Source organism: Gordonia sp. PP30 (assembly GCF_023100845.1).
Lineage (GTDB): Bacteria > Actinomycetota > Actinomycetes > Mycobacteriales > Mycobacteriaceae > Gordonia.
This window is the reverse complement of the sequence record NZ_CP095864.1, coordinates 239,124-257,506: the sequence shown is the minus strand read 5'-3', so window position 1 is coordinate 257,506 and position 18,383 is coordinate 239,124. Positions and strand designations below refer to the sequence as shown.

The window sequence follows — 18,383 nt, the reverse complement described above, 5'->3', positions numbered from 1 at the left end:
TCGGTGTGCCATGGATGTCGCGGATTCTGCCGGATCCGTCGGCGAATCCGCGACAGATTTTCGCCGCGGCACGATCCGCGACAGCTCACTCCGGCGCGGTCGGCCCCCCGCGGGTCAGATCCAGCCGCGGTCTTCGGCGATGCGGGCGGCCTCGGCGCGGGTGGTGGCGCCGGTCTTGCCGATCGCCGACGACAGGTGATTGCGCACCGTGCCGCCCGAGAGGTGCACCTCGGCGGCGATCGCGGCGACGGTCGCCCCGGTGCGGGCTACCCGGAGGATGTCGATCTCGCGCGGGGTCAGCGGGTTCTCTCCGCTGGTCAGAGACTCGGTGGCGAGCGTCGGGTCGACGACACGCAGGCCCGCGTGGACCCGGCGGACGGCATCGGCGAGTTGCGCCGCGGGAGTGTCCTTCACGACGAAGCCCGACGCCCCGGCGGCCATCGCGCGCCGCAGGTAGCCGGGCCGGCCGAAGGTGGTCACGATCAGGCTGTGCACCCCGGGCAACTGGTCACGCAGCCGCTCGGCCACCTCGATGCCGTCGGCGCCGGGCATCTCGATGTCGAGCAGGCACACGTCGGCGCCACCGGCGCGGGCCGCGTCGACCACCTCGTCACCCCGGCCCACCTGAGCGACCACCCGCAGGTCCGGCTCCAGGTCGAGCAGCGCCGCCAGAGCGCCCCGGACCAGCGCCTGATCGTCGGCGATCAACAACCGGATCTCGTCCGTCACCGGGTCTCCTCCATGTCGGCGATCAGCGTCGTGCCGTCCGGGCCCGACTCGACGTCGAACCGCCCGCCCGCGTCGCTCACCCGCTCGGCCAGCCCGGACAGCCCGTTGCCGGAGCCACAGCTGAACCCGGATCCGTTGTCGCACACGGTGATCCGGAAGGCGGACAGCCCCACCACGCAGCGCGTGGCACCGCTGTGCCGGACGACGTTGGTCACCGCCTCGCGCACCACCCAGGCGAAGAGACCCGCGATCGCGGGATCGGCGACACCGGGATCGGGCAGCACCGCGTCGATACCGGCGGCGGTGAGGGCGCTCTCGGCGGCGGCCAGCACACTCGGCAACTGCGGCGACCGCAGATCACCGACCGTCGAACGGACCTCGGCGAGCGCCTCCCGCGCCAGGGCGTTCACCTCGGCGAGTTCGGTCTTGGCGCGTTCGGGATCGAGGTCGATCAGCCGGCCCGCCAGTTCGGTCTTCACGCTGATCACGGTGAGCGAGTGACCGAGGATGTCGTGCACGTCGCGCGCGACCCGTTCCCGCTCGGCGATCACCGCCAACTCCGACTGCAGCACCCGCTGCCGCTGTTCGGCGCGCTCCCGCTCGGCCTCACGGGCCCGCATCTCCTGCCCGGCCAGCATCGACAGCCCGATCGCGGCGATGATCGCGATCACCCCGAGATCGACGTGCCACCCCGCCACCTCCGGGATCACCACGGCGGCGGCCAGAATCGCGACCATCGCGACCAGCCGCCAGGGCGATGGGAGACTGAACGCGGCGGCCACGATCAGATACGGCGCCAGCCCGACCGCGTCGGGCCCGAGGATCGGGAGCAGCGCCGCGGTCAGCAGGACCAGGACGGCGGTGGCCGCCAGGGCGGGCCGCCATCCGGGCTCGGTCTGGAACATGGCGTTCCGGCAGAACCACACGTAGACGACGATGAACGCGACCAGCAGCGCCGCACCCGCCAGCCGCTCGGCGAGCGGCATGGGCTCGGTCACCAGGGTGGCGATCGGATAGCCGAGGAACAGCAGCCAGACGGCGCCGAACAGCCAGCGCAGGTCGCGCCGGCTGTTCGGGGTGGCGGTGGTCATCGGTTCCTTCGACTGGAGTCAGCGTCGGGCGGTGCTGCGAGTGTAGAAGAACACGGCTGCGGCGGCGAAGATCGCGGCCCACGCGGCGGTGTTGACCACCGGAATCCACAGGGCGATGTGCTCGCCGTACACGGTGACGCCGCGGTCGAGCGGGTAGCGGGCCAGCGTCGTCACGCCGAACATCGGGGTGAACTGCGCGATCGTCAGCATGGTGCCCTTCAGCGGCACGAAGACGTTGCCCGCGAAGGCCAGCAGTGCCAGCACGCCGCCGAGCACCTGCATGGCGCCCTCCGAGGCGAGGGCGCTGCCGACGGCCAGGCCGAAGGCCGCGAAGATCCCGGCGCCGGCCAGGGCGATCGCCAGGCACGCGATCCAGACCCAGACCGGGGCGTGGGCGCCGGTCGCGATCCCGGCGATCACCAGCACGCCGACCGGCAACGCGGCCATCGTCAGGGCGACGGCCACCTTGGTCGCGACGTACCCGGACGGACGCAGCGGGGTCATCGCCAGGGTGCGTGTCCACCCGGCGAGCTGTTCCAGGGAGATCGCGGCGGCATTCGTGGTCGCCGCGAGCACCGCGCCGTACAGGGCCATGCCGACCAGGACGTAGAACGCGACATTGCCGGAACCGACAGTGCCGGAACGCGATTGGGTCGCGCCGAACACGAGATACAGCAGGGCTGGCATGACGACGGTGAAGATCATGGCGCGCCGGTTCCGGAGGACCCGGCGGACGTCGTATCGGTAGTAGGTGGGTGCGATGGCGGCGATGGTGGTCATGGGGGTGATTCCTCTTCGATGGGGGTGGGCTTCGACACGGTTCGTCACGGAGTTCAACGCACCGGTTCAGCCGGCGGAACAGGGCTCGACCGTCGTGGGTGGGCTCAGCCGGAGTGGGATGACGAAGTCAGGGCGACGAAGGCATCTTCGAGGTTCGCGCCGGCGACCTCGACGTCGTGCGCGTCGGTGCGGGTCAGCAAGTACCGGACCAGCTCGTCGGAGTCGGCGGCGGCCAGGTACAGCCGGCCGCCGCGATGTTCGACGACGTCCACTCCGGGCAGTTCGGCACGCAGCGGCGTGAGCCACTGGTCGCCGACGACGGCGGACACGACGCGCCGCCCGGCCCGGGCGCGGATCTGCGCGGTGCTGCCGTCGGCCACCACCCGCCCACCGGCGATCATCACGATGCGGTCCGCGAACGCGTCGGCCTCCTCCAGGTAGTGGGTGGCGAAGACGACGGTGCGTCCGGCGCCGGCGTCGGCCCGCATGGTGGCCCAGAAGGCGCGCCGGGACTCGACGTCCATGCCGGCGGTCGGCTCGTCGAGCACGATCAGGTCCGGGTCGGGGAGCAGGGCGAGCGCGAACTTGAGGCGCTGCTGCTCGCCGCCGGAGCACCGCGACACCTTGCGGTCGGCGATCTCCACCAGCCCGGCGCGGGCCAGCACGGCGTCGACCTCGTCGTCGCGGCGGTGCAGGGAGGCGATGACGCGGACGGTCTCCAGCACGGTGAAGTCTTCGAGCAGGCCGCCGGTCTGTAGCACCGCGGCGATCCGGCCGGCGCGAGCGGCCCGGCGCGGCGGCAGGCCGAACACCTCCAGGCGACCCGAATCCGGCTGGGAGAGGCCCAGCACCATGTCGAGGGTGGTGGTCTTGCCTGCGCCGTTGGGACCGAGGAAGGCGACCACCTCGCCGGGGGCGACGCGCAGGTCCACGCGGTCGACCGCGGTGACGTCGCCGAAACGCTTGGTGATTCCGTCGAGGCTGAGTGCGAGTGCTGTCTGGTTCATGCCTCTACGATCCCGCCGCGGCGCGAGCCGATCCCAGAGCGGATGTCACCTTTCCGCCGTGACGTCTGTCATGGACTCGCGGGGCGCTGCGGGTCAGAGCCGGGCGTCGGATGCCAGCCCGTCCCACTTCCCGGCGACCATCAGCGCCGCGGCGAGCATCCGGGACTCGCGCGGCTTCGTCGGATCGAGCCCGGTGAGCTCGTGGATCCGCCGCAACCGATAGGTGTACGTGTTCGGGTGCACGTGCACCTGCGCGGCGGCCGACTTGCGGTCCGCACCGAATTGCAGGTGCGAGTGCAGCGCCTCCAGCAGATGCGGCTGGTCGAAGAGCGGTTCCACCCGCTCGGCGAGCCGGTCCCGCGCGGGGCTGGGCCGGGTCACCTGGAACTCCAGCAGCAACTGATCGATGCGGTACGCCCCCGGTCCCCGGTTCAGCCCCTTGGCCAGCCGGCCCAGCTCGGCGGCGTCGACCGCGGCCTTCGGGATCTCGCCGACCGGAACGTCTTCCAGGAACGCCAGGTAGACGCCGACCCCGAATTCTTCGGTGAGGCCGGCCGCCAGCTCCGCACAGCGCGGGCTCGCCGCGTCCGATTCGGCGACCGTTCCGGCGATCAGGGCGACCCCTTCCACCCCGTCGAAACGGGCCGGGGTGATGTCCGTGGTCAGCTCGTCGAGGGCGTTCTGCAACACCCGTTTACGCCGGTGCAGCACCATGTTCGGGGGCGCGACCTCCGGGTCGACGTCGAGCAGCACCGTCACCACCAGGTACCGGTCGGCGACGACGGTGTCGGCGCGCGCCGCCAGGCCCGCGGCGGGCCGGCCGTGGACCAGGGCATCGCACAACTCACGCCGCGCCTCGCGTTCGGAGTCGAGCGGGGAGTCTGCCAGGTAGGCGTCGACGACCACCAGATTGATCGAGGTCAGCACCTGCAGCAGACGCGAGCCGACCGCGACCAGCTCGGACGTCTCGTCCGGACGCGCGGTCGCCGCGGCGTGCGCCAGCAGTACCTGCGCCGAAGCGTGGATCGCGGTCATCAGCACCGGCAGCGGGAGCCGCTCCTCGGCGTGCTGGCGGGCGACCGGTCCGACGAACCCGCGGATCTCGTCGTGACTCGGCACCTGCCCGGCCGCCAGGGCGGTCAGCACGGCGTAGCCGGTACCCGCGATCGCCGGCCGCAACTCGTCGTAGTGGTCGTCCGAAACGCCCGCCGGGGCGTAGGCGCCGAGGCCCTCGGTGAGCAGTTCGCCCGACAGATCCGGCCAATCGGCGAGCAGACGCTGGACCAGATTCGCGTTTGTCTCCGGCGACGAAGGATCCGGCAATTGTTCTCTCCTCAGTAGAGCGACCTGGGCGAATGCCCCTGCCTACGGTGTTCATAGTCGGCCGAACCGGTCGTGTTACCAGTTAGTAACCTACGGCTACGTCGCCGTAGGTCAAGTCCAGGGGAGAAACAGCCTTGCGTCTAGCGCACAGAATCGGCGGCGTACTGCTGACCGCCGCGGCCTTGACCGCCACCGCCGCGAACGCGGACGCCCGGCCCGGCGCCCAGGCTCCGCGCGTCGACACACGGGTGTCGGGAACCACGTTGCCCCCGATCCCGAACACCGTGGGCGAGGGCCCGGCGTCGTCCGGATTCTGGTCCGGCTACGCCTACGGCCAGCTGAACCCGAACGCCGCCCCCAAGGGCGCCAACGACTTTCACTGCAAGCCGAAGGACGGCCGGAACCCGGTGGTCCTGGTGCACGGCACCTACGAGAACGCCTACGACAACTGGGCGGCGTTCTCGCCCGTCCTGAAGAAGGCCGGCTACTGCGTCTTCGCGCCGAACTACGGCCGCACCGACCTGCTCGACAAGGGCGGCGTCGCCATCGTCATGCCCGGCGTGCAGGGGGCGGCCTCCATCCGCCGGTCGTCCGAACAGCTCGGTGCGTACATCGACCGTGTCCGCAAGGCCACCGGCTCGGACAAGGTCGACATCATCGCCCATTCGCAGGGCGGCCTGGTCGCCCGCCACTGGATCAAGTTCGGCGGCGGCGCCGATCGCACCGACCCGGCGAAGAACAAGGTCGGCAAGCTGATCATGTTCGGCACACCCAACCACGGCACCACGCTCGACGGCCTCGCCGCCTTCGGCCGCGCCATCGACGACCTCGGCCTGCCGGTGATGGAGTTCTACTCCTGGCTGTACGGTGCGGGCCCGATCGACCAGGCCGTCGGCTCACCCGCGGTCAAGGCCGTCAACGCCGGGCGGATGACCTACCCCGGCATCGAGTACACGTCGGTCGCCACCGAGTACGACGAGGTGGTGACCCCGTTCGACAGCGCCTTCATCAGGGGCGGCGGCGTGCAGAACATCGTGCTGCAGCACGGCTGCGAGGCGGACACCTCCGACCACCTCTCGATGGTCTATTCCTCGCGCGCCATGTCGATCGCCCTGCGCGCCCTCGACCCGAAGACCTACCCGAAGCTCGTCTGCGCCCCGAACGTCTGGGCCTTCAGCTTCTGACCGGTCCGCTCACCGCCCGCCGCGCCGAGAGGCCCGGCGGGCGTTCGGCTTCCGATTCCCGGCGGCCTTGCGCGGTGGGATGGTGCCCGCGGCCTCCTTCGCCGCACGACGTGCCGCCGCCTTCTCCTTGGCCGACCGCTTGGGCGCCGGCTCGCTCTGTCCGCGCGACGATCCGGCACGGCGCCCCCGCACGACGCCGATGAACTCGTCCACCAGCTCGCTCGTCGGCTCCCGCCAGAGCAGCCCGACCGGCGAGGCGGGCCCGTCGGCCAGCGGACGGTACGTGAGATCGCGACGGTGATGCAGCCGCGCCAGCGACATCGGCACCACCAGCAGGCCCATCTCCTCGGCCACCAGCCCGACCGCATCGGCGGTGGACTCCGGCCGGAAATCCAGGGTCTCCCCCGGGCGATCGGCCCAGTCGAGGACGTCGTCCTCCGGTCGCAGCAACCACTCCCCGTCCAGATCCGCACAGGTCAGCTCGTCGGCCGCGGTCAGCAGATGCTCTTTCGGCACGACGACGACCGGCACCTCGTCATAGACCCGGATCACCGCCAGCCCGTCCTCCCCGGCGGCGGCCGGGCGGGCCAGGGCGGCGTCGACGGCGCCGGAACGCACGCGCAGCGCGGCTTCGCCCGCCGGGCAGGCCACCAGCTCCACGTCGACGCCCGGCCGGCGCTCGGCGAACGTCCGCACCCACTTGGCCGGCATCACGCCCGGGACGTAGGCGAGCCGGAAGGTGCTCACCGGGCTCGCCGCGGCGGCGCGAACTGGACCATGGTCTGCACGTGCAGCTCGGTGTCGCCGACGGCGGCCTCGATCTGCTCCGTGGCCACCGCCAGCGCGGCGGAGACCTCGTCGTACGTGCGATGCGCGGGCGCGGTCACGACGATCCGGATCAGTTTGGCGCCGCGGTCGTCGAGCGCCTTGACGGAGACGTCCTCGAACAGCGGATCGGCCTTGAGGTCGTCGGACACGGCGGACGCGATGAGTCCCGGCGGGATGGTCATGCGGCCGCCCTCCTCGCTGCCGTCCAGAACCAGGCGCTCCACGGCCTGCGGGCGGATCAGCGTCGCGAGCAGCCGGAACCCCCACAGCACGGCGAGCGCCACGATGCCGACCAGCACCCACGTCCACCAGTCCTGATGGGCGGCGCGGTCGATGGCATCGGAGTCGATGCGCTCGTCCCAGTCGGACAGCGGATGGATGGTGACCTGCGAGAACAGCAGCGCCAGCCCGACCACGACCAGCAACAGCCCCACCAGGCCGACGGAGAGTCGGTTCCACGCCGCGGGCAACCGGTTCATCGGGCACTCCTTCCGCCGCGCACGCGGACCTTCACCTTGGGCGCGTGCCCGGTGAGCGGCTCCACCACCTCGGTGACCGTCTGCGCGACGGCCCCGGTGTCGATCACGCCCTCGGCCGCGGTGATCACGACGACCACCTTCCGTCGTCCGTACACGGTGCTGACCGCGTCCACGCCCGCCAGTTCGCCGACCGCGGAGCTGCAGCGTCGTGCCACGTCGAGGGGCCGGGTCCAGGTGGTCGTGCGCGGACCCTGGTGACCGACCGCCACGTAGCGATGCTTGCGCGGCTTGACCGCGAGCCACAGGAGTCCCAGCCCGGCGACCAGCAGCGCCACCACCAGCGCCCACATCCACGCCTGCCACCCGGTCCGCGTGCCCCAATCGGTGGCCCCGCGCAGCCATTCGTCGCCGCTGATCCAGCCGGCCCGGACGATCAGATCCCGGATCGCGATGCCGGCCAGCACCAGCAGCACCAGCCCGAGACCGGCTCCGGCGAGCGCCGCGGCCGGCAGTGCCGCCGGCGTCCGCACCCGCGTGCTGTCGTCGCGGCTCACAGCACCGTCTCCCCCGGCTCGGCCGAGGTGCGCGCCACCAGCGCCGCCACCGCGACGTCCACGGCGGCGGGCGTCACCCCGGTGAGACGCGTCAGTTCCTCGGTCAGGTGGGTCCGCAGCCGCCGGCACACCTGCGTCACCGGCGACGGCCAGGCGAGCGCGACCTCGATCGACAGGCGCGGCGAGGCGACGCCCATGTCGATCTGCGCGCGCGGGTACGACCCGCCGACCATCGCACGCACGGCGGCGTTGCCCCCGGCCAGCGATCCGACGCCGGTGCTGTACGCGACGACGTCGTCGACGCCCAGCGCGGCCCGCTCGGCGATGACGCGGCCGACCCGGTCGGCGATGGTCAGCGCACCCGGCGGCTCGGGCGTCTCGGCCGGTTCCGCCTCCGCGGGTGGTGCGGCGTCCGTATCCGGCAGGTCAGCCACGGTTACGGCTCCGCACCACGGCGGTCAGGTCGATGCTGCCGTCCCGATGCAGCCCCAGGATCAGCCCGATGCCGCCGAGCACCACGCCGATCAGGAAACCCACCAGGCCACCGGTGGTCGCGCACAGCGCCAGAAGCAGGCCCGCGAGGAGCCCGATGGTCGCGAAGTTGTTCATGCTCGCTCACTTTCTCTACGCCCGGAATCCGGGTCCGGTGGGGTATCGAGGTCGGCGATCAGCACGTCGATCGGGAGACCGGTGATCGACGAGGCGGCCGCGCGGATCCGGTCGGCCAGCTCGGCCAGCGGATGGCCGAGCGACGCGATCACCGCGACCTCGCCCTCGTCGGCGCCCAGCCGCACGCCGACCACCCGACGGCCGGGCAGGTACGTGGCGATCGTTCCGTACGACCCGCCGGAGAGACCGGCGACGCCCGGCACCGCGCGGACCGCCTCGGCGATCCGCGCCGCGAGTTCACCGACGGGATCGGTCCCCCCGATCCCGTCGGCCGGCCCCGGCCCGCTCATCACTGCACGCGCGGCGGTTGCGCGGGGTCGTCGGCGGCGGAGCCGGAGTCCGGGAGGTGCACGTCGTGCACCGCCACGTTGACCTCGGTCACCTCCAGCCCCGTCATGCCCTCGATGGCGGCGACCACGTTGCGCCGGATCGCGTTCGCAAGCTGGTGGATGGCGACGCCGTACTCGGCGATGATCTGCACGTCGACCGCCGCCTGCTTCTCGCCGACCTCGACGTTGATGCCCTGCGTCACGCTGGACGACGTTCCCGGGATCACGTCGCGCACCTTGCCGACCATCCGTTCCCCGGCCCCGCCGAGGTCGTAGACGCCGCCGATCTCGCGGGTCGCGATGCCCGCGATCTTCGCGACCACGGTGTCGGCGATGACGGTGCGGCCGCGGTCGTCACCGCGATCCCGGCGCGCCACTTCCTTGTGCTGGTGCGCGCGGGTGGTGGTCGGCTCGGCCCCGGCCGGCTTCTCGGCCGGCTGCGCCGAGTCCGCGGCCGGGTCGCCGGCCGCCGCGTCGGAGATCGCTTCGGTGGCCTCGTCGGTGTGCTCGGACATCAATCCCTCTCCTTCTCGCACCCCGCGCCTACCGCCGGGTCCGTATCCCCGATTATTGCCGACGTCACAGTCCCCATGCAGAATCGAAGGCACGAACCGGGTTCCGAGTGGTCAGGAGGCGTCATGGCCGACGCTGCGATGACACACATTCGGCGTGCCTACGAACGGCTCCTCTCCGGTGCCGATCTGCCCGCCGAAGCGGTGCGCTCGGTGGTCCGCGACTCCTGGCTGCGGTCGGTGGCCCGCGGCATCGACCCGTCCGCGGCGGATCCGGCGCCCCCGGCCCGTGACCTGTCGGCCGACGACTTCGAGGCCTACCGGGCGGCCCACCCGCTGACCTCCATGCGTCCCCTCGTGCAGTCCCTGATGCTCGACGACATCGCCGACGCCGGGGTGGTGGTGGCCCTCACCGATCACGAGGGACGGCTGCTCTGGGTGGAGGGCGACTTCTCGGCCCGGGACAGCGCCGCCGCCATCAACTTCGTCGAGGGCGCGGTGTGGAGCGAGGACACCGTCGGCACCAACGCACCCGGGCTGGCGCTGGCCGTCGACCGCGGCGTGCAGATCCGCGGGCCCGAGCACTTCGCGAGCTCCGTGCAGGAGTGGAACTGCGCCGCGGCGCCCGTGCACGACCCGCTCACCGGCGATCTGCTCGGCGCCATCGACGTCACCGGCGGCTCGGCGGCCGCGGCACCGTTCGCGCTCGCCGCGGTCCGCTCGGTCGTCGCCGCGGTGGAACGCGAGCTGGGCTCGCGCGCGGTCGATCTCGCCGCGCCCGCCGTCCCCCGCACCCGCGGCGCGACGATCAGCCGGCTCACCGTGCTCGGCGCGCCACGCTGGACCGCCGCGGACGGCGTCACCGCGTCGCTCAGTCCCCGGCACGCGGAGATCCTGCTGCTCCTCAGCAGCCACCCCGAGGGTCTGAACACCGACCAGCTGGCGATGCTGCTGTCGGACGGCGACCTCGGTGCGGTGACCGTCCGCGCGGAGATCTCCCGGCTGCGCCGCGACCTCGGCGACCTGATCGCCGCCCGCCCGTACCGCCTCACCGTCGAGGTCGAATCCGATGTGGACGACGTCCGGCGGCTGCTGCGCGGCGGCTCCCTGGTGCAGGCGGTGGCCGCCCTCGGCCGCGGCGGCCTGCTCGCCGAGTCGAACGCGCCCGGCGTCGTCGAACTCTTCGAAGAGCTCCGGGAGGACCTGCGGTCGGGCATTCTGAGCGCCGCCGATCCGCGGGCCCTGAGCGCGTGGACGTCGTCGCCGCACGGCCGCGACGACACCGCCGCGTGGCAGCGGCTGGCCGCGGTGCTGCCGCCGGGACACCCCGATCGGGCGATCGCCGTCGGCCGGATCCGGCTCCTCGACCGGCGCTTCGGCATCGGCTGACCTGCCGCGGCAACGTTGCGCATTCCGATGCAACGTGACTGCAACCACAGCTGGCCTACCGTGTGTAACAGATCACCACGGGGTGACCTGAACGACAATCCCCCGCCGCACACGAGGAGTTCCGATGACGGTATTCGCCAAGCCCGGTTCCGAAGGCTCGCTGATGAGCTTCGAGACCCGATACGACAATTGGATCGGCGGCCAGTGGGTCCCGCCGGTCAAGGGTCAGTACTTCGAGAACCCGTCGCCCATCGACGGGAAGACCTTCTGCGAGGTGGCCCGCTCCACCGCCGAGGACATCGACCTCGCGCTCGACGCCGCCTGGGCCGCCGCACCGGCGTGGGGCAAGACCGCCGTCGCCGAGCGCTCGATGATGCTCCTCAAGATCGCCGACATCATGGAGGCGAACCTGGAGAAGATCGCGCTCGCCGAGAGCTGGGAGAACGGCAAGGCGATCCGCGAGACCCTCGCCGCCGACATCCCGCTCGCGATCGACCACTTCCGCTACTACGCGGGTGTGATCCGCGCCCAGGAAGGCGGCATCTCGGAGATCGACGAGAACACCGTCGCCTACCACTTCCACGAGCCGCTGGGCGTCGTCGGCCAGATTATCCCGTGGAACTTCCCGATCCTGATGGCCGTCTGGAAGCTGGCCCCGGCCCTCGCCGCCGGCAACTGCGTGGTCCTCAAGCCGGCCGAGCAGACCCCCGTCTCGATCCTGTACGTGATGAGCCTCATCAACGAGGTGATCCCGGCCGGTGTCGTCAACATCGTCAACGGCTTCGGCGTCGAGGCGGGCAAGCCGCTGGCGTCGAGCAACCGGATCCGCAAGATCGCCTTCACCGGTGAGACCACCACCGGCCGCCTGATCAGCCAGTACGCCTCGGAGAACCTGATCCCGGTCACCCTGGAGCTGGGCGGCAAGAGCCCGAACATCTTCTTCGACGACGTGCTCCTCGCGGACGACAGCTACGTCCAGCGCGCCCTCGAGGGCTTCGCGATGTTCGCGCTCAACCAGGGCGAGGTCTGCACCTGCCCGAGCCGCGCACTGGTCCAGCAGGGCATCTACGACGACTTCGTGGAGCGCGCCGTGGACCGGGTCAAGAAGATCAAGCAGGGCAACCCGCTCGACACCGAGACCATGATGGGCGCGCAGGCGTCGAGCGACCAGTGGGAGAAGATCAAGTCGTACCTGGCCATCGGCAAGGAGGAGGGCGCCACGGTGCTCACCGGCGGCGAGCCGATCGACCTCGGCGGCGACCTCTCCGGCGGCTACTACATCCAGCCGACCGTCTTCGCCGGCAACAACGACATGCGGATCTTCCAGGAGGAGATCTTCGGTCCGGTGCTCGCGGTGACCAGCTTCTCCGACTACGACGACGCCATCCGTATCGCCAACGACACCCTCTACGGCCTGGGCGCCGGTGTGTGGAGCCGCAACGGCACGGTGGCCTACCGCGCGGGCCGGGACATCCAGGCCGGTCGCGTGTGGACCAACACCTACCACGACTACCCGGCGCACGCGGCGTTCGGCGGCTACAAGAACTCCGGTATCGGCCGCGAGAACCACCTGATGATGCTGTCGCACTACCAGCAGACCAAGAACCTGCTGGTCGGCTACGCGCAGGACCCGAAGGGCTTCTTCTGAGCCCCGGCGATCCGCTGAACTGAACATCCATGGTGCGCCCCGAGAACCGCTTTCGGGGCGCACCATGGTCATTGCGGGGACCTATGCCGCGCGGCTGCGCGGAGATCAGGGAGTGAGTGATGAGCGAGAACACCGCACCGGAACGCGTGGTCGCGACCGACGACGCCGTCGCGCTGCTGACCAAGCTGACGGAGTTGCACGGCGGTCTGATGATCCACCAGTCCGGCGGCTGCTGCGACGGCTCGGCACCGATGTGCTATCCGGTCGGCGAGTACCGGATCGGCCAGCGCGACGTGCTGGTCGGCGAGGTGGCGCTGCCCGATCCGCTCCCGCTGGTGCGGGTCTGGATCAACGGCGACCAGTTCGAGCTGTGGAAGCACACGCAGCTGATCCTGGACGTGGTGCCCGGCCGCGGCGCCGGGTTCTCGCTGGAGGCCCCGGAGGGGGTGCGCTTCCTGTCCCGGTCCCGGACCTTCTCCGACGACGAGAACGCGCTGCTGGCGGCGTCGCCGCCGCCGACCGGCGCCGAACTGGGCGTCTGACACAGACCCGCATACCCGCGGCCGTGGGTCGTTTCGACTCGGCCGGGCCCCGGGGGCCCGTCCGGCTCAATGGGCTGTGCACGGTCCGTTGCCCTGATCGGGCCCGCATAGCCCGTTGAGTCGCTCCGAGCCCCCTCGTAGCCCGTTGAGCAGATCCGAGCCCGATAGGGCGAGGAGCGTGTCGAAACGCCCCCGGGATTGGCGGGTCGTTTCGACTCGGCCGGGCCCTGGGGGCCCGGCCGGCTCAACGGGCTGTGCACGATCCGGGCGGCGGCGGGGCGGGCTTGTGACAGCCCCAGAGCCGATTCCCCGTGTCTTGCGAGTGGTCTCGACTCCGCTCTCAGTAGTCGCTCGCCGGGTCGACGACGGAGATCAGCTCCTCGCCGGCCCGGAAGCGACGCACGTTCTCGGCCAGCCACGGCGCCATCTCCCGGGTGAGGCCGGGCGACGGGTTGGCGATGTGCGGGGTCACGATCAGGTTCGGCAGCGACCAGAGCGGGTCGTCGTCGGCGGGCGGTTCCGGATCGGTGACGTCGAGGGCGGCACCGGCGATGATGCCGGCGCGCAGCGCGCGGCCGAGTGCTTCCTGATCGATCAGCGGGCCGCGGGCCACGTTCACGATCCAGCTGTGCGGTTTCAGCAGGGCCAAGGTGTCGTCGTTGATGAGGTGCCGGGTCTGCGCCGTCGCCGGGGCCGCGAGCACCACGTGGTCGGCGTCGGTCAGCACCTGCCGCAGCTGCGTCACCGGCAGCGTGCGGTCGGCGCCCTCGACGGCGGTGCCCGACCGGTTGACCGCGACCACCCGGGCGCCGCACGCGGTCAGCCGCGGGGTGAGTTCCCGGCCGATCCCGCCGGCGCCGATGATCGCCACCGTCGCACCGCGCAGGGTCTGCACCTTGGGCGGGAGCGTCTGGTCCCAGTGTCCACTGAACACGGCGGCGGAGATCTGCCGGATACCGGCCAGCAGCAGTCCGAGGGCGTGCTCGGCGCACCCCGCCGCGTAGAAGCCGGAGGCGTTGGTCCAGCAGCGCCGGTCGTCGATCACGCCGGCCGCCCGGAAGCCTTCGATACCGGCCGTCTTGAGTGCCACCCAGTCGATCGCGTCGGGGAGCGGCGGGAAGTCGTTCGGCTCGCCGATCCAGACCAGCACGCGCGCCTCCTCGAGCGGGACGATCTCGCCTCCGGCGGAGGTCACGGCGTCGACCAGGTGCGGGTCGTGGGCGGGCTCGATCGCCACCGGCAGGGGCGTCTGGGCGGGCGCGGTCATGCCTTAAAGGTTTACGCGACGAGCAGCGCCCCGGCCAGACCGAGACCGGCGATCCACACCGAACCCAGGGCTCCGAGGACGAACGGCCGCGGCCCGACGGCACGCAGGGCGCTCACCCGCACGCCCGTCCCGAGCGCGAACATCGCCGCGGACAGCAGCGCCACCTGGACGGGATTGCCGAGGGCCAGCACGTGCGCCGGCACCAGCCCGGTGGACGCGATCGCGACGCAGACCGCGAAGCCGACGATGAAGCCCGGCACGACGGGCGGCCGCGTCCCGGGCGCGGCATGGCGTCGCCGGCCCAGCCCGATCAGCGCGACCACCGGCGCGAGAAGCAGCACGCGCCCCAGCTTCACCACGACGGCGACGGCCAGCGCGCCCGAGCCGATCAGCCCACCGGCCGCGACCGCCTGCGCCACCTCGTGGATCGACGCCCCCGCCCAGAGGCCGGCCTGCCGCTGCGACAAGTGCAGCGCCGCCGCGCTCAGGGGAATCAGGCCGAGCAGCGCCGTACCGAAGACCACCACGATGGCAACGGCCGTCGCGGTGTCCTCGTCGTCGGCGTCGATCACGCCGTCGACCGCGACCACCGCGGCGGCCCCGCAGAGCGACGTGCCGCCCGCGATCAACAGCCGCTGCGCGGGACTCAGCCCGAGGAGTCCGCCCAGCCAGAGGCAGGCGGCCATACTGAGCGTCACCACCGCGATGATCAGCCCGATCACGCCCACACCGAGACCGAGGATGTCGCCGACCACGAGTTGCAGACCGAGCAGAGCGACCCCGATGCGCAGGAGCCGCCGCGAGGCGACCGCCAGACCCGGCGCGTAGCGCGGACCGAGCGGGCGGAGGTTCGCCACCAGCACGCCGAGCACGATCGCGACCACCGGCGGACTCAGCAACGGCACCAGCGCGTGCACCGCGAAACCCACCGCCACGGCCACCGCCGAGACGGCCAGGCCGGGCCACGGTGAGGCCGCGGACAGAGGGGTGCGCATCGTCGTCGGTCGGTCGAGTCGGCTGGTCATGCTTCCAGGCTGGCCCCGGCCGGCGCCGCGCAGAAGCCACCTCTTCGCCATAGCGCCATATCAGAAGTGCATTGCCCGACATATCCGCGAGGAATAGCCTGGAGGCATGGCTCTCGGCACACTCGACCTTCAGGCGCTGGAGCTGCTGGTCGAGGTGGACGAGCGCGGCAGCCTCTCGGCCGCGGCCCGGGAGCTGCGCATGGCGCAGCCGAACGCCAGCCGCGCGATCGGCCGCCTGGAACGACGACTCGGCGTCACCCTGCTCACCCGCTCGACCAGCGGGTCCCGGCTCACCGCCCAGGGGACCGTGCTGGTGCACTGGGCCCGGGAGACCCTCGCCGGGGCACAGCAGTTCCTCGACGTCGCCGCCGGTCTGCGCGGTGAACGCGCCACGGAACTGACCGTCGCCGCCTCGCTCACCGTGGCCGAACATCTGATGCCGCGCTGGCTCGGACGATTCGCCGCCGAGTACCCGGAGACCGCGGTTCACCTGCAAGTACAGAACTCGGCGGGCGTCGTGGACCTGCTGACCGGCGGCGCCTGCGACGTCGGATTCGTCGAGTCACCGACGGTCCCGGCGGGCCTGCACTCCGCCGTCGTCGCCGCCGACGAACTGGTGCTGGTGGTCCCGCCGGACCATCCGTGGGCCCGGCGCCGCCGGCCGGTGACCGTCGACGAGCTCGCGGCCACTCCCCTGCTGGCCCGCGAACCCGGGTCGGGCACGCGGGAGACCCTCGACTCGGCGCTCGACGGCTTCGCGCGCGCCGCGCCGCTCCTCGAGTTGGGCAGCAGCGCCGCCATCACCACGGCCGTCGCCGACGGGATCGGCCCCGCGGTGCTGAGCACCCTCGCCACCGCGACCGCGGTCGCCACCGGGGCGGTCCGCACGCTCCCGGTCCGCGGTCTTCGGGTGCGTCGGCAGCTGCGCGCCGTCTGGCGCCCGCCCCGGGAACTGACCGGCCCGCCCGGCGATCTGGTGCGGCTGGCCGTCGGCTCGTAGTCGGGTCACCCGGGGAAGGCGGTAGCGGCGCGGGCCGCGAAAGCGAGGAGGCGCTCGGTGGTCGCCGATTCGGGATCAAACAACCGGAACTGCAGCACCTCGCGGCCGGCCGCCTGCAACACGCGGGCGGTCAGCTCCGGGTCGCGGACCAGCTCCGGCCCGAGCCCGGCCAGCGTCGCGGTGAGGTACTGCTGAACGACGGCCTGCGACGCGGCCAGCTGGGCGTGATACTCGGGTGGCGCACCCTCGGGCGGCACCAGGAACAGCCGCCACGTGCCGGGCGCGTCGTCGACGGCCCCGATCATCGCGGCGAGAACCGCGGAGAGCCGTGCCGCCCCGCGCCCCGCGGCGCCCGCCACGGCCGCGGCGAACTGCTGCGCCGCCCGGGATCGCTCCCTCTCGATCAGCGCGACGAACAGTCCGGGAACGTCGCCGAACTGCTGATACAGCAGGGAGCGATGGACGTCGGCGGCGGCGGCGATCCGCGTGGGTGTCGCCGCGGTGAAGCCCTCGTCGACGACGATCCGGTGAGCGACGTCGAGGATCTGCTCGCGCCGGTCCGCGGCGCTCATCCGGCGTCGTCCAGCGTGCGCAGCCATGGTTGACACCATAACTCACACCTTGTTATCTGTAACTCACACTGTGTTACTTAGCCGGTCGTTCAGTCGGGAGTCGCCATGTCCGTTCCGCATACCGCGCTCGCCGAGCGGGTGGCCGCCCAGCGCACCGATCTGCCCGAGGTCTACGGCGGCATCGACTTCGCCGCCGTGCCGTACCGCTTCACCGTCGACCCGGCGGCCCCGTCCGCGCTGCCCGCACGACGGGGTGACCGTGCCGCGTATCTCGCCGACACCGCGCTGGTCGACCTGCTGCGCACGGCCACCTTGCTGGGCGACGTGACCGCCGACCGGGTGGCGGCGCTGTCCTCGTCGTACCGGGTGTCCGAACTCGTCACGATGGTGGCGCAGGTGTGCCGCGACGGGCTCGACGCCCACCCGGACACCCCGGCACCGGTGGCCGCCCTGATCCGGGAGATGGAGCGGCCGCCCGACTGGATCGACCGGGATCTGGTGGAGCGCGGCGCGGCCGTCGCACGATTGAGCGCGGGACTGCTGGCCCCCTTCATCACGCGCGGCGCGTTCATCGCCACGTTCACCAATTCGTATGCGGCACTGCCGATGACGATCACCGGCGCCCTCTCCGGCACGCGCGCGGCGCACCGTGTCAACGAGACCACGGCCTTCTTCGCGGTCACCACGCTCCCCGGCGCGCTGGACCGGTACGGCCCGGGTTTCCAGGCCGCCGCGATGGTGCGCCTGATGCACTCGATGGTGCGCTACAACGCCCTGCACAGGAGCACCCGCTGGGATCCGGCGGTCTACGGGATCCCGGTGCCGCAGTCCGATCAGCTCCCGGCCGGGCTGATCGGGCCGTATCTGACCTCGCTGCGGGCGTTGCGCTCCGGGCGCACCGAATTCACGTCCGGCGAACGCGCGATGGTCGAGTTCTCGCGCTACCGCTGCTTCCTCCTGGGCCTGCCCGAGGAACTGGTGCCGTCCACCCCGCAAGGCATCGTCGACATGTTCCACGGCCGCGCCGCCACCCTCCGGCACGGGTTCGACGACGACTGCCTGCGCCTGGTGCGCTCGACGATGGACGCCTACCTGCGGCCGGGCGACGGCCCGTTCGACCGCGCCGCCGATGCGGTGGAGCGCAGCTACAGCAAGGTCGCGTTCACGCAGGCGTTCTGCGACGGCGACCGCGCCATCGCCCGCCGGATGGGCGTCGACCTGACGTTCGCCGACTACGCACGGGTGGCGGTCACCGCCCCGTTCCTGGCCGGCCGGGTGCTGGTGGTCGGACTCGCCGCCCGCCGCCGGCGGCTGCGCCCCCTCGTGGATCGCTACCTGGTCCGGCAGGTGCGTCATCGTCTCGACGTCTACGGCATCCCGAAGTACACCAGCGACGTCGCCGAATACGCCCACTGAACCGAGCGGCTCCTGAACCGAGCGGCGCCGGCCGCGACC

General features: G+C 71.8%; 21 protein-coding genes. 6 read left to right on the top strand and 15 right to left on the bottom strand.

What is annotated here, in order from left to right:
* Positions 1–114: 114 nt before the first annotated feature.
* The 5 genes from MYK68_RS01170 to MYK68_RS01150 all read right to left on the bottom strand — a co-directional run bounded on the left by MYK68_RS01170 (position 115) and on the right by MYK68_RS01150 (position 4,930).
* A complete protein-coding gene (locus tag MYK68_RS01170) occupies positions 115–729 on the bottom strand; it encodes a response regulator transcription factor (RefSeq protein ID WP_247865814.1) in 615 nt (204 codons plus the stop codon).
* A complete protein-coding gene (locus MYK68_RS01165) occupies positions 726–1,820 on the bottom strand; it encodes a sensor histidine kinase (protein ID WP_247865813.1) in 1,095 nt (364 codons plus the stop codon). The genes MYK68_RS01170 and MYK68_RS01165 overlap by 4 nt, the downstream gene beginning before the upstream one ends.
* A gap of 18 nt (positions 1,821–1,838) precedes the next feature.
* The gene (locus tag MYK68_RS01160) at positions 1,839–2,600 is read right to left on the bottom strand and encodes an ABC transporter permease (RefSeq protein WP_247865812.1); all 762 of its coding nucleotides are present in this window, start codon (positions 2,598–2,600) and stop codon (positions 1,839–1,841) included.
* A 104-nt stretch (positions 2,601–2,704) separates the two neighbouring features.
* Positions 2,705–3,607, bottom strand: a complete 903-nt coding sequence (locus tag MYK68_RS01155) for an ABC transporter ATP-binding protein (RefSeq protein WP_247865810.1) — start codon at positions 3,605–3,607, stop codon at positions 2,705–2,707.
* Positions 3,608–3,700: 93 nt separating this feature from the next.
* Positions 3,701–4,930, bottom strand: a complete 1,230-nt coding sequence (locus MYK68_RS01150; RefSeq protein WP_247865809.1) for a PucR family transcriptional regulator — start codon at positions 4,928–4,930, stop codon at positions 3,701–3,703.
* A 182-nt stretch (positions 4,931–5,112) separates the two neighbouring features.
* Between MYK68_RS01150 and MYK68_RS01145 the strand changes: the two genes are divergently transcribed.
* Positions 5,113–6,114, top strand: a complete 1,002-nt coding sequence (locus MYK68_RS01145; protein WP_247865807.1) for an esterase/lipase family protein — start codon at positions 5,113–5,115, stop codon at positions 6,112–6,114.
* Between the two features lie 9 nt (positions 6,115–6,123).
* Here the strand turns inward: MYK68_RS01145 and MYK68_RS01140 are convergent, their stop codons facing one another.
* The 7 genes from MYK68_RS01140 to MYK68_RS01110 are packed head-to-tail and all read right to left on the bottom strand — an operon-like array spanning position 6,124 to position 9,488.
* Positions 6,124–6,825: a LysR substrate-binding domain-containing protein gene (locus tag MYK68_RS01140; protein WP_247868145.1), complete on the bottom strand. Its 702-nt coding sequence runs from the start codon at positions 6,823–6,825 to the stop codon at positions 6,124–6,126.
* 32 nt (positions 6,826–6,857) lie between these two features.
* Positions 6,858–7,421 (bottom strand): hypothetical protein, encoded by a 564-nt coding sequence (locus tag MYK68_RS01135; RefSeq protein WP_247865806.1) that lies wholly within the window; start codon positions 7,419–7,421, stop codon positions 6,858–6,860.
* Positions 7,418–7,975 (bottom strand): Asp23/Gls24 family envelope stress response protein, encoded by a 558-nt coding sequence (locus tag MYK68_RS01130; RefSeq protein WP_247865804.1) that lies wholly within the window; start codon positions 7,973–7,975, stop codon positions 7,418–7,420. The genes MYK68_RS01135 and MYK68_RS01130 overlap by 4 nt, the downstream gene beginning before the upstream one ends.
* Complete coding sequence (locus MYK68_RS01125; protein WP_247865803.1) at positions 7,972–8,409, bottom strand: Asp23/Gls24 family envelope stress response protein; 438 nt, start codon at positions 8,407–8,409, stop codon at positions 7,972–7,974. The genes MYK68_RS01130 and MYK68_RS01125 overlap by 4 nt, the downstream gene beginning before the upstream one ends.
* Complete coding sequence (locus MYK68_RS01120) at positions 8,402–8,584, bottom strand: DUF2273 domain-containing protein (protein WP_247865802.1); 183 nt, start codon at positions 8,582–8,584, stop codon at positions 8,402–8,404. Before MYK68_RS01120 ends, MYK68_RS01125 begins: the two co-directional genes overlap by 8 nt.
* Positions 8,581–8,934, bottom strand: coding sequence for an Asp23/Gls24 family envelope stress response protein (locus MYK68_RS01115; protein WP_247865801.1), 354 nt, complete (start codon positions 8,932–8,934; stop codon positions 8,581–8,583). The genes MYK68_RS01120 and MYK68_RS01115 overlap by 4 nt, the downstream gene beginning before the upstream one ends.
* The gene (locus MYK68_RS01110) at positions 8,934–9,488 is read right to left on the bottom strand and encodes an Asp23/Gls24 family envelope stress response protein (RefSeq protein WP_247865800.1); all 555 of its coding nucleotides are present in this window, start codon (positions 9,486–9,488) and stop codon (positions 8,934–8,936) included. Before MYK68_RS01110 ends, MYK68_RS01115 begins: the two co-directional genes overlap by 1 nt.
* Positions 9,489–9,611: 123 nt before the next feature.
* On the opposite strand from MYK68_RS01110, the gene MYK68_RS01105 reads away from it, so the two are divergent.
* The 3 genes from MYK68_RS01105 (at position 9,612) to MYK68_RS01095 (ending at position 13,064) form a co-directional block, all read left to right on the top strand.
* Positions 9,612–10,874: a helix-turn-helix domain-containing protein gene (locus MYK68_RS01105; protein WP_247865799.1), complete on the top strand. Its 1,263-nt coding sequence runs from the start codon at positions 9,612–9,614 to the stop codon at positions 10,872–10,874.
* Between the two features lie 124 nt (positions 10,875–10,998).
* Positions 10,999–12,522 (top strand): acetaldehyde dehydrogenase ExaC, encoded by a 1,524-nt coding sequence (exaC, locus tag MYK68_RS01100; RefSeq protein WP_247865798.1) that lies wholly within the window; start codon positions 10,999–11,001, stop codon positions 12,520–12,522.
* A 119-nt stretch (positions 12,523–12,641) separates the two neighbouring features.
* The gene (locus MYK68_RS01095) at positions 12,642–13,064 is read left to right on the top strand and encodes a DUF779 domain-containing protein (RefSeq protein ID WP_247865797.1); all 423 of its coding nucleotides are present in this window, start codon (positions 12,642–12,644) and stop codon (positions 13,062–13,064) included.
* Between the two features lie 340 nt (positions 13,065–13,404).
* Here the strand turns inward: MYK68_RS01095 and MYK68_RS01090 are convergent, their stop codons facing one another.
* On the bottom strand, positions 13,405–14,331 hold the full coding sequence (locus tag MYK68_RS01090) for a D-isomer specific 2-hydroxyacid dehydrogenase family protein (RefSeq protein ID WP_247865796.1): 927 nt from the start codon (positions 14,329–14,331) through the stop codon (positions 13,405–13,407).
* An 11-nt stretch (positions 14,332–14,342) separates the two neighbouring features.
* Positions 14,343–15,356: a YeiH family protein gene (locus MYK68_RS01085; protein WP_247865794.1), complete on the bottom strand. Its 1,014-nt coding sequence runs from the start codon at positions 15,354–15,356 to the stop codon at positions 14,343–14,345.
* A gap of 106 nt (positions 15,357–15,462) precedes the next feature.
* On the opposite strand from MYK68_RS01085, the gene MYK68_RS01080 reads away from it, so the two are divergent.
* Complete coding sequence (locus tag MYK68_RS01080) at positions 15,463–16,356, top strand: LysR family transcriptional regulator (protein WP_247865792.1); 894 nt, start codon at positions 15,463–15,465, stop codon at positions 16,354–16,356.
* A 5-nt stretch (positions 16,357–16,361) separates the two neighbouring features.
* On the opposite strand, the gene MYK68_RS01075 is transcribed toward MYK68_RS01080, so the two are convergent.
* A complete protein-coding gene (locus MYK68_RS01075) occupies positions 16,362–16,955 on the bottom strand; it encodes a TetR/AcrR family transcriptional regulator (RefSeq protein ID WP_247865791.1) in 594 nt (197 codons plus the stop codon).
* A 78-nt stretch (positions 16,956–17,033) separates the two neighbouring features.
* Here MYK68_RS01075 and MYK68_RS01070 point away from each other — a divergent pair, with 78 nt between their 5' ends.
* Positions 17,034–18,344: an oxygenase MpaB family protein gene (locus tag MYK68_RS01070; RefSeq protein WP_247865789.1), complete on the top strand. Its 1,311-nt coding sequence runs from the start codon at positions 17,034–17,036 to the stop codon at positions 18,342–18,344.
* Positions 18,345–18,383: the final 39 nt, after the last annotated feature.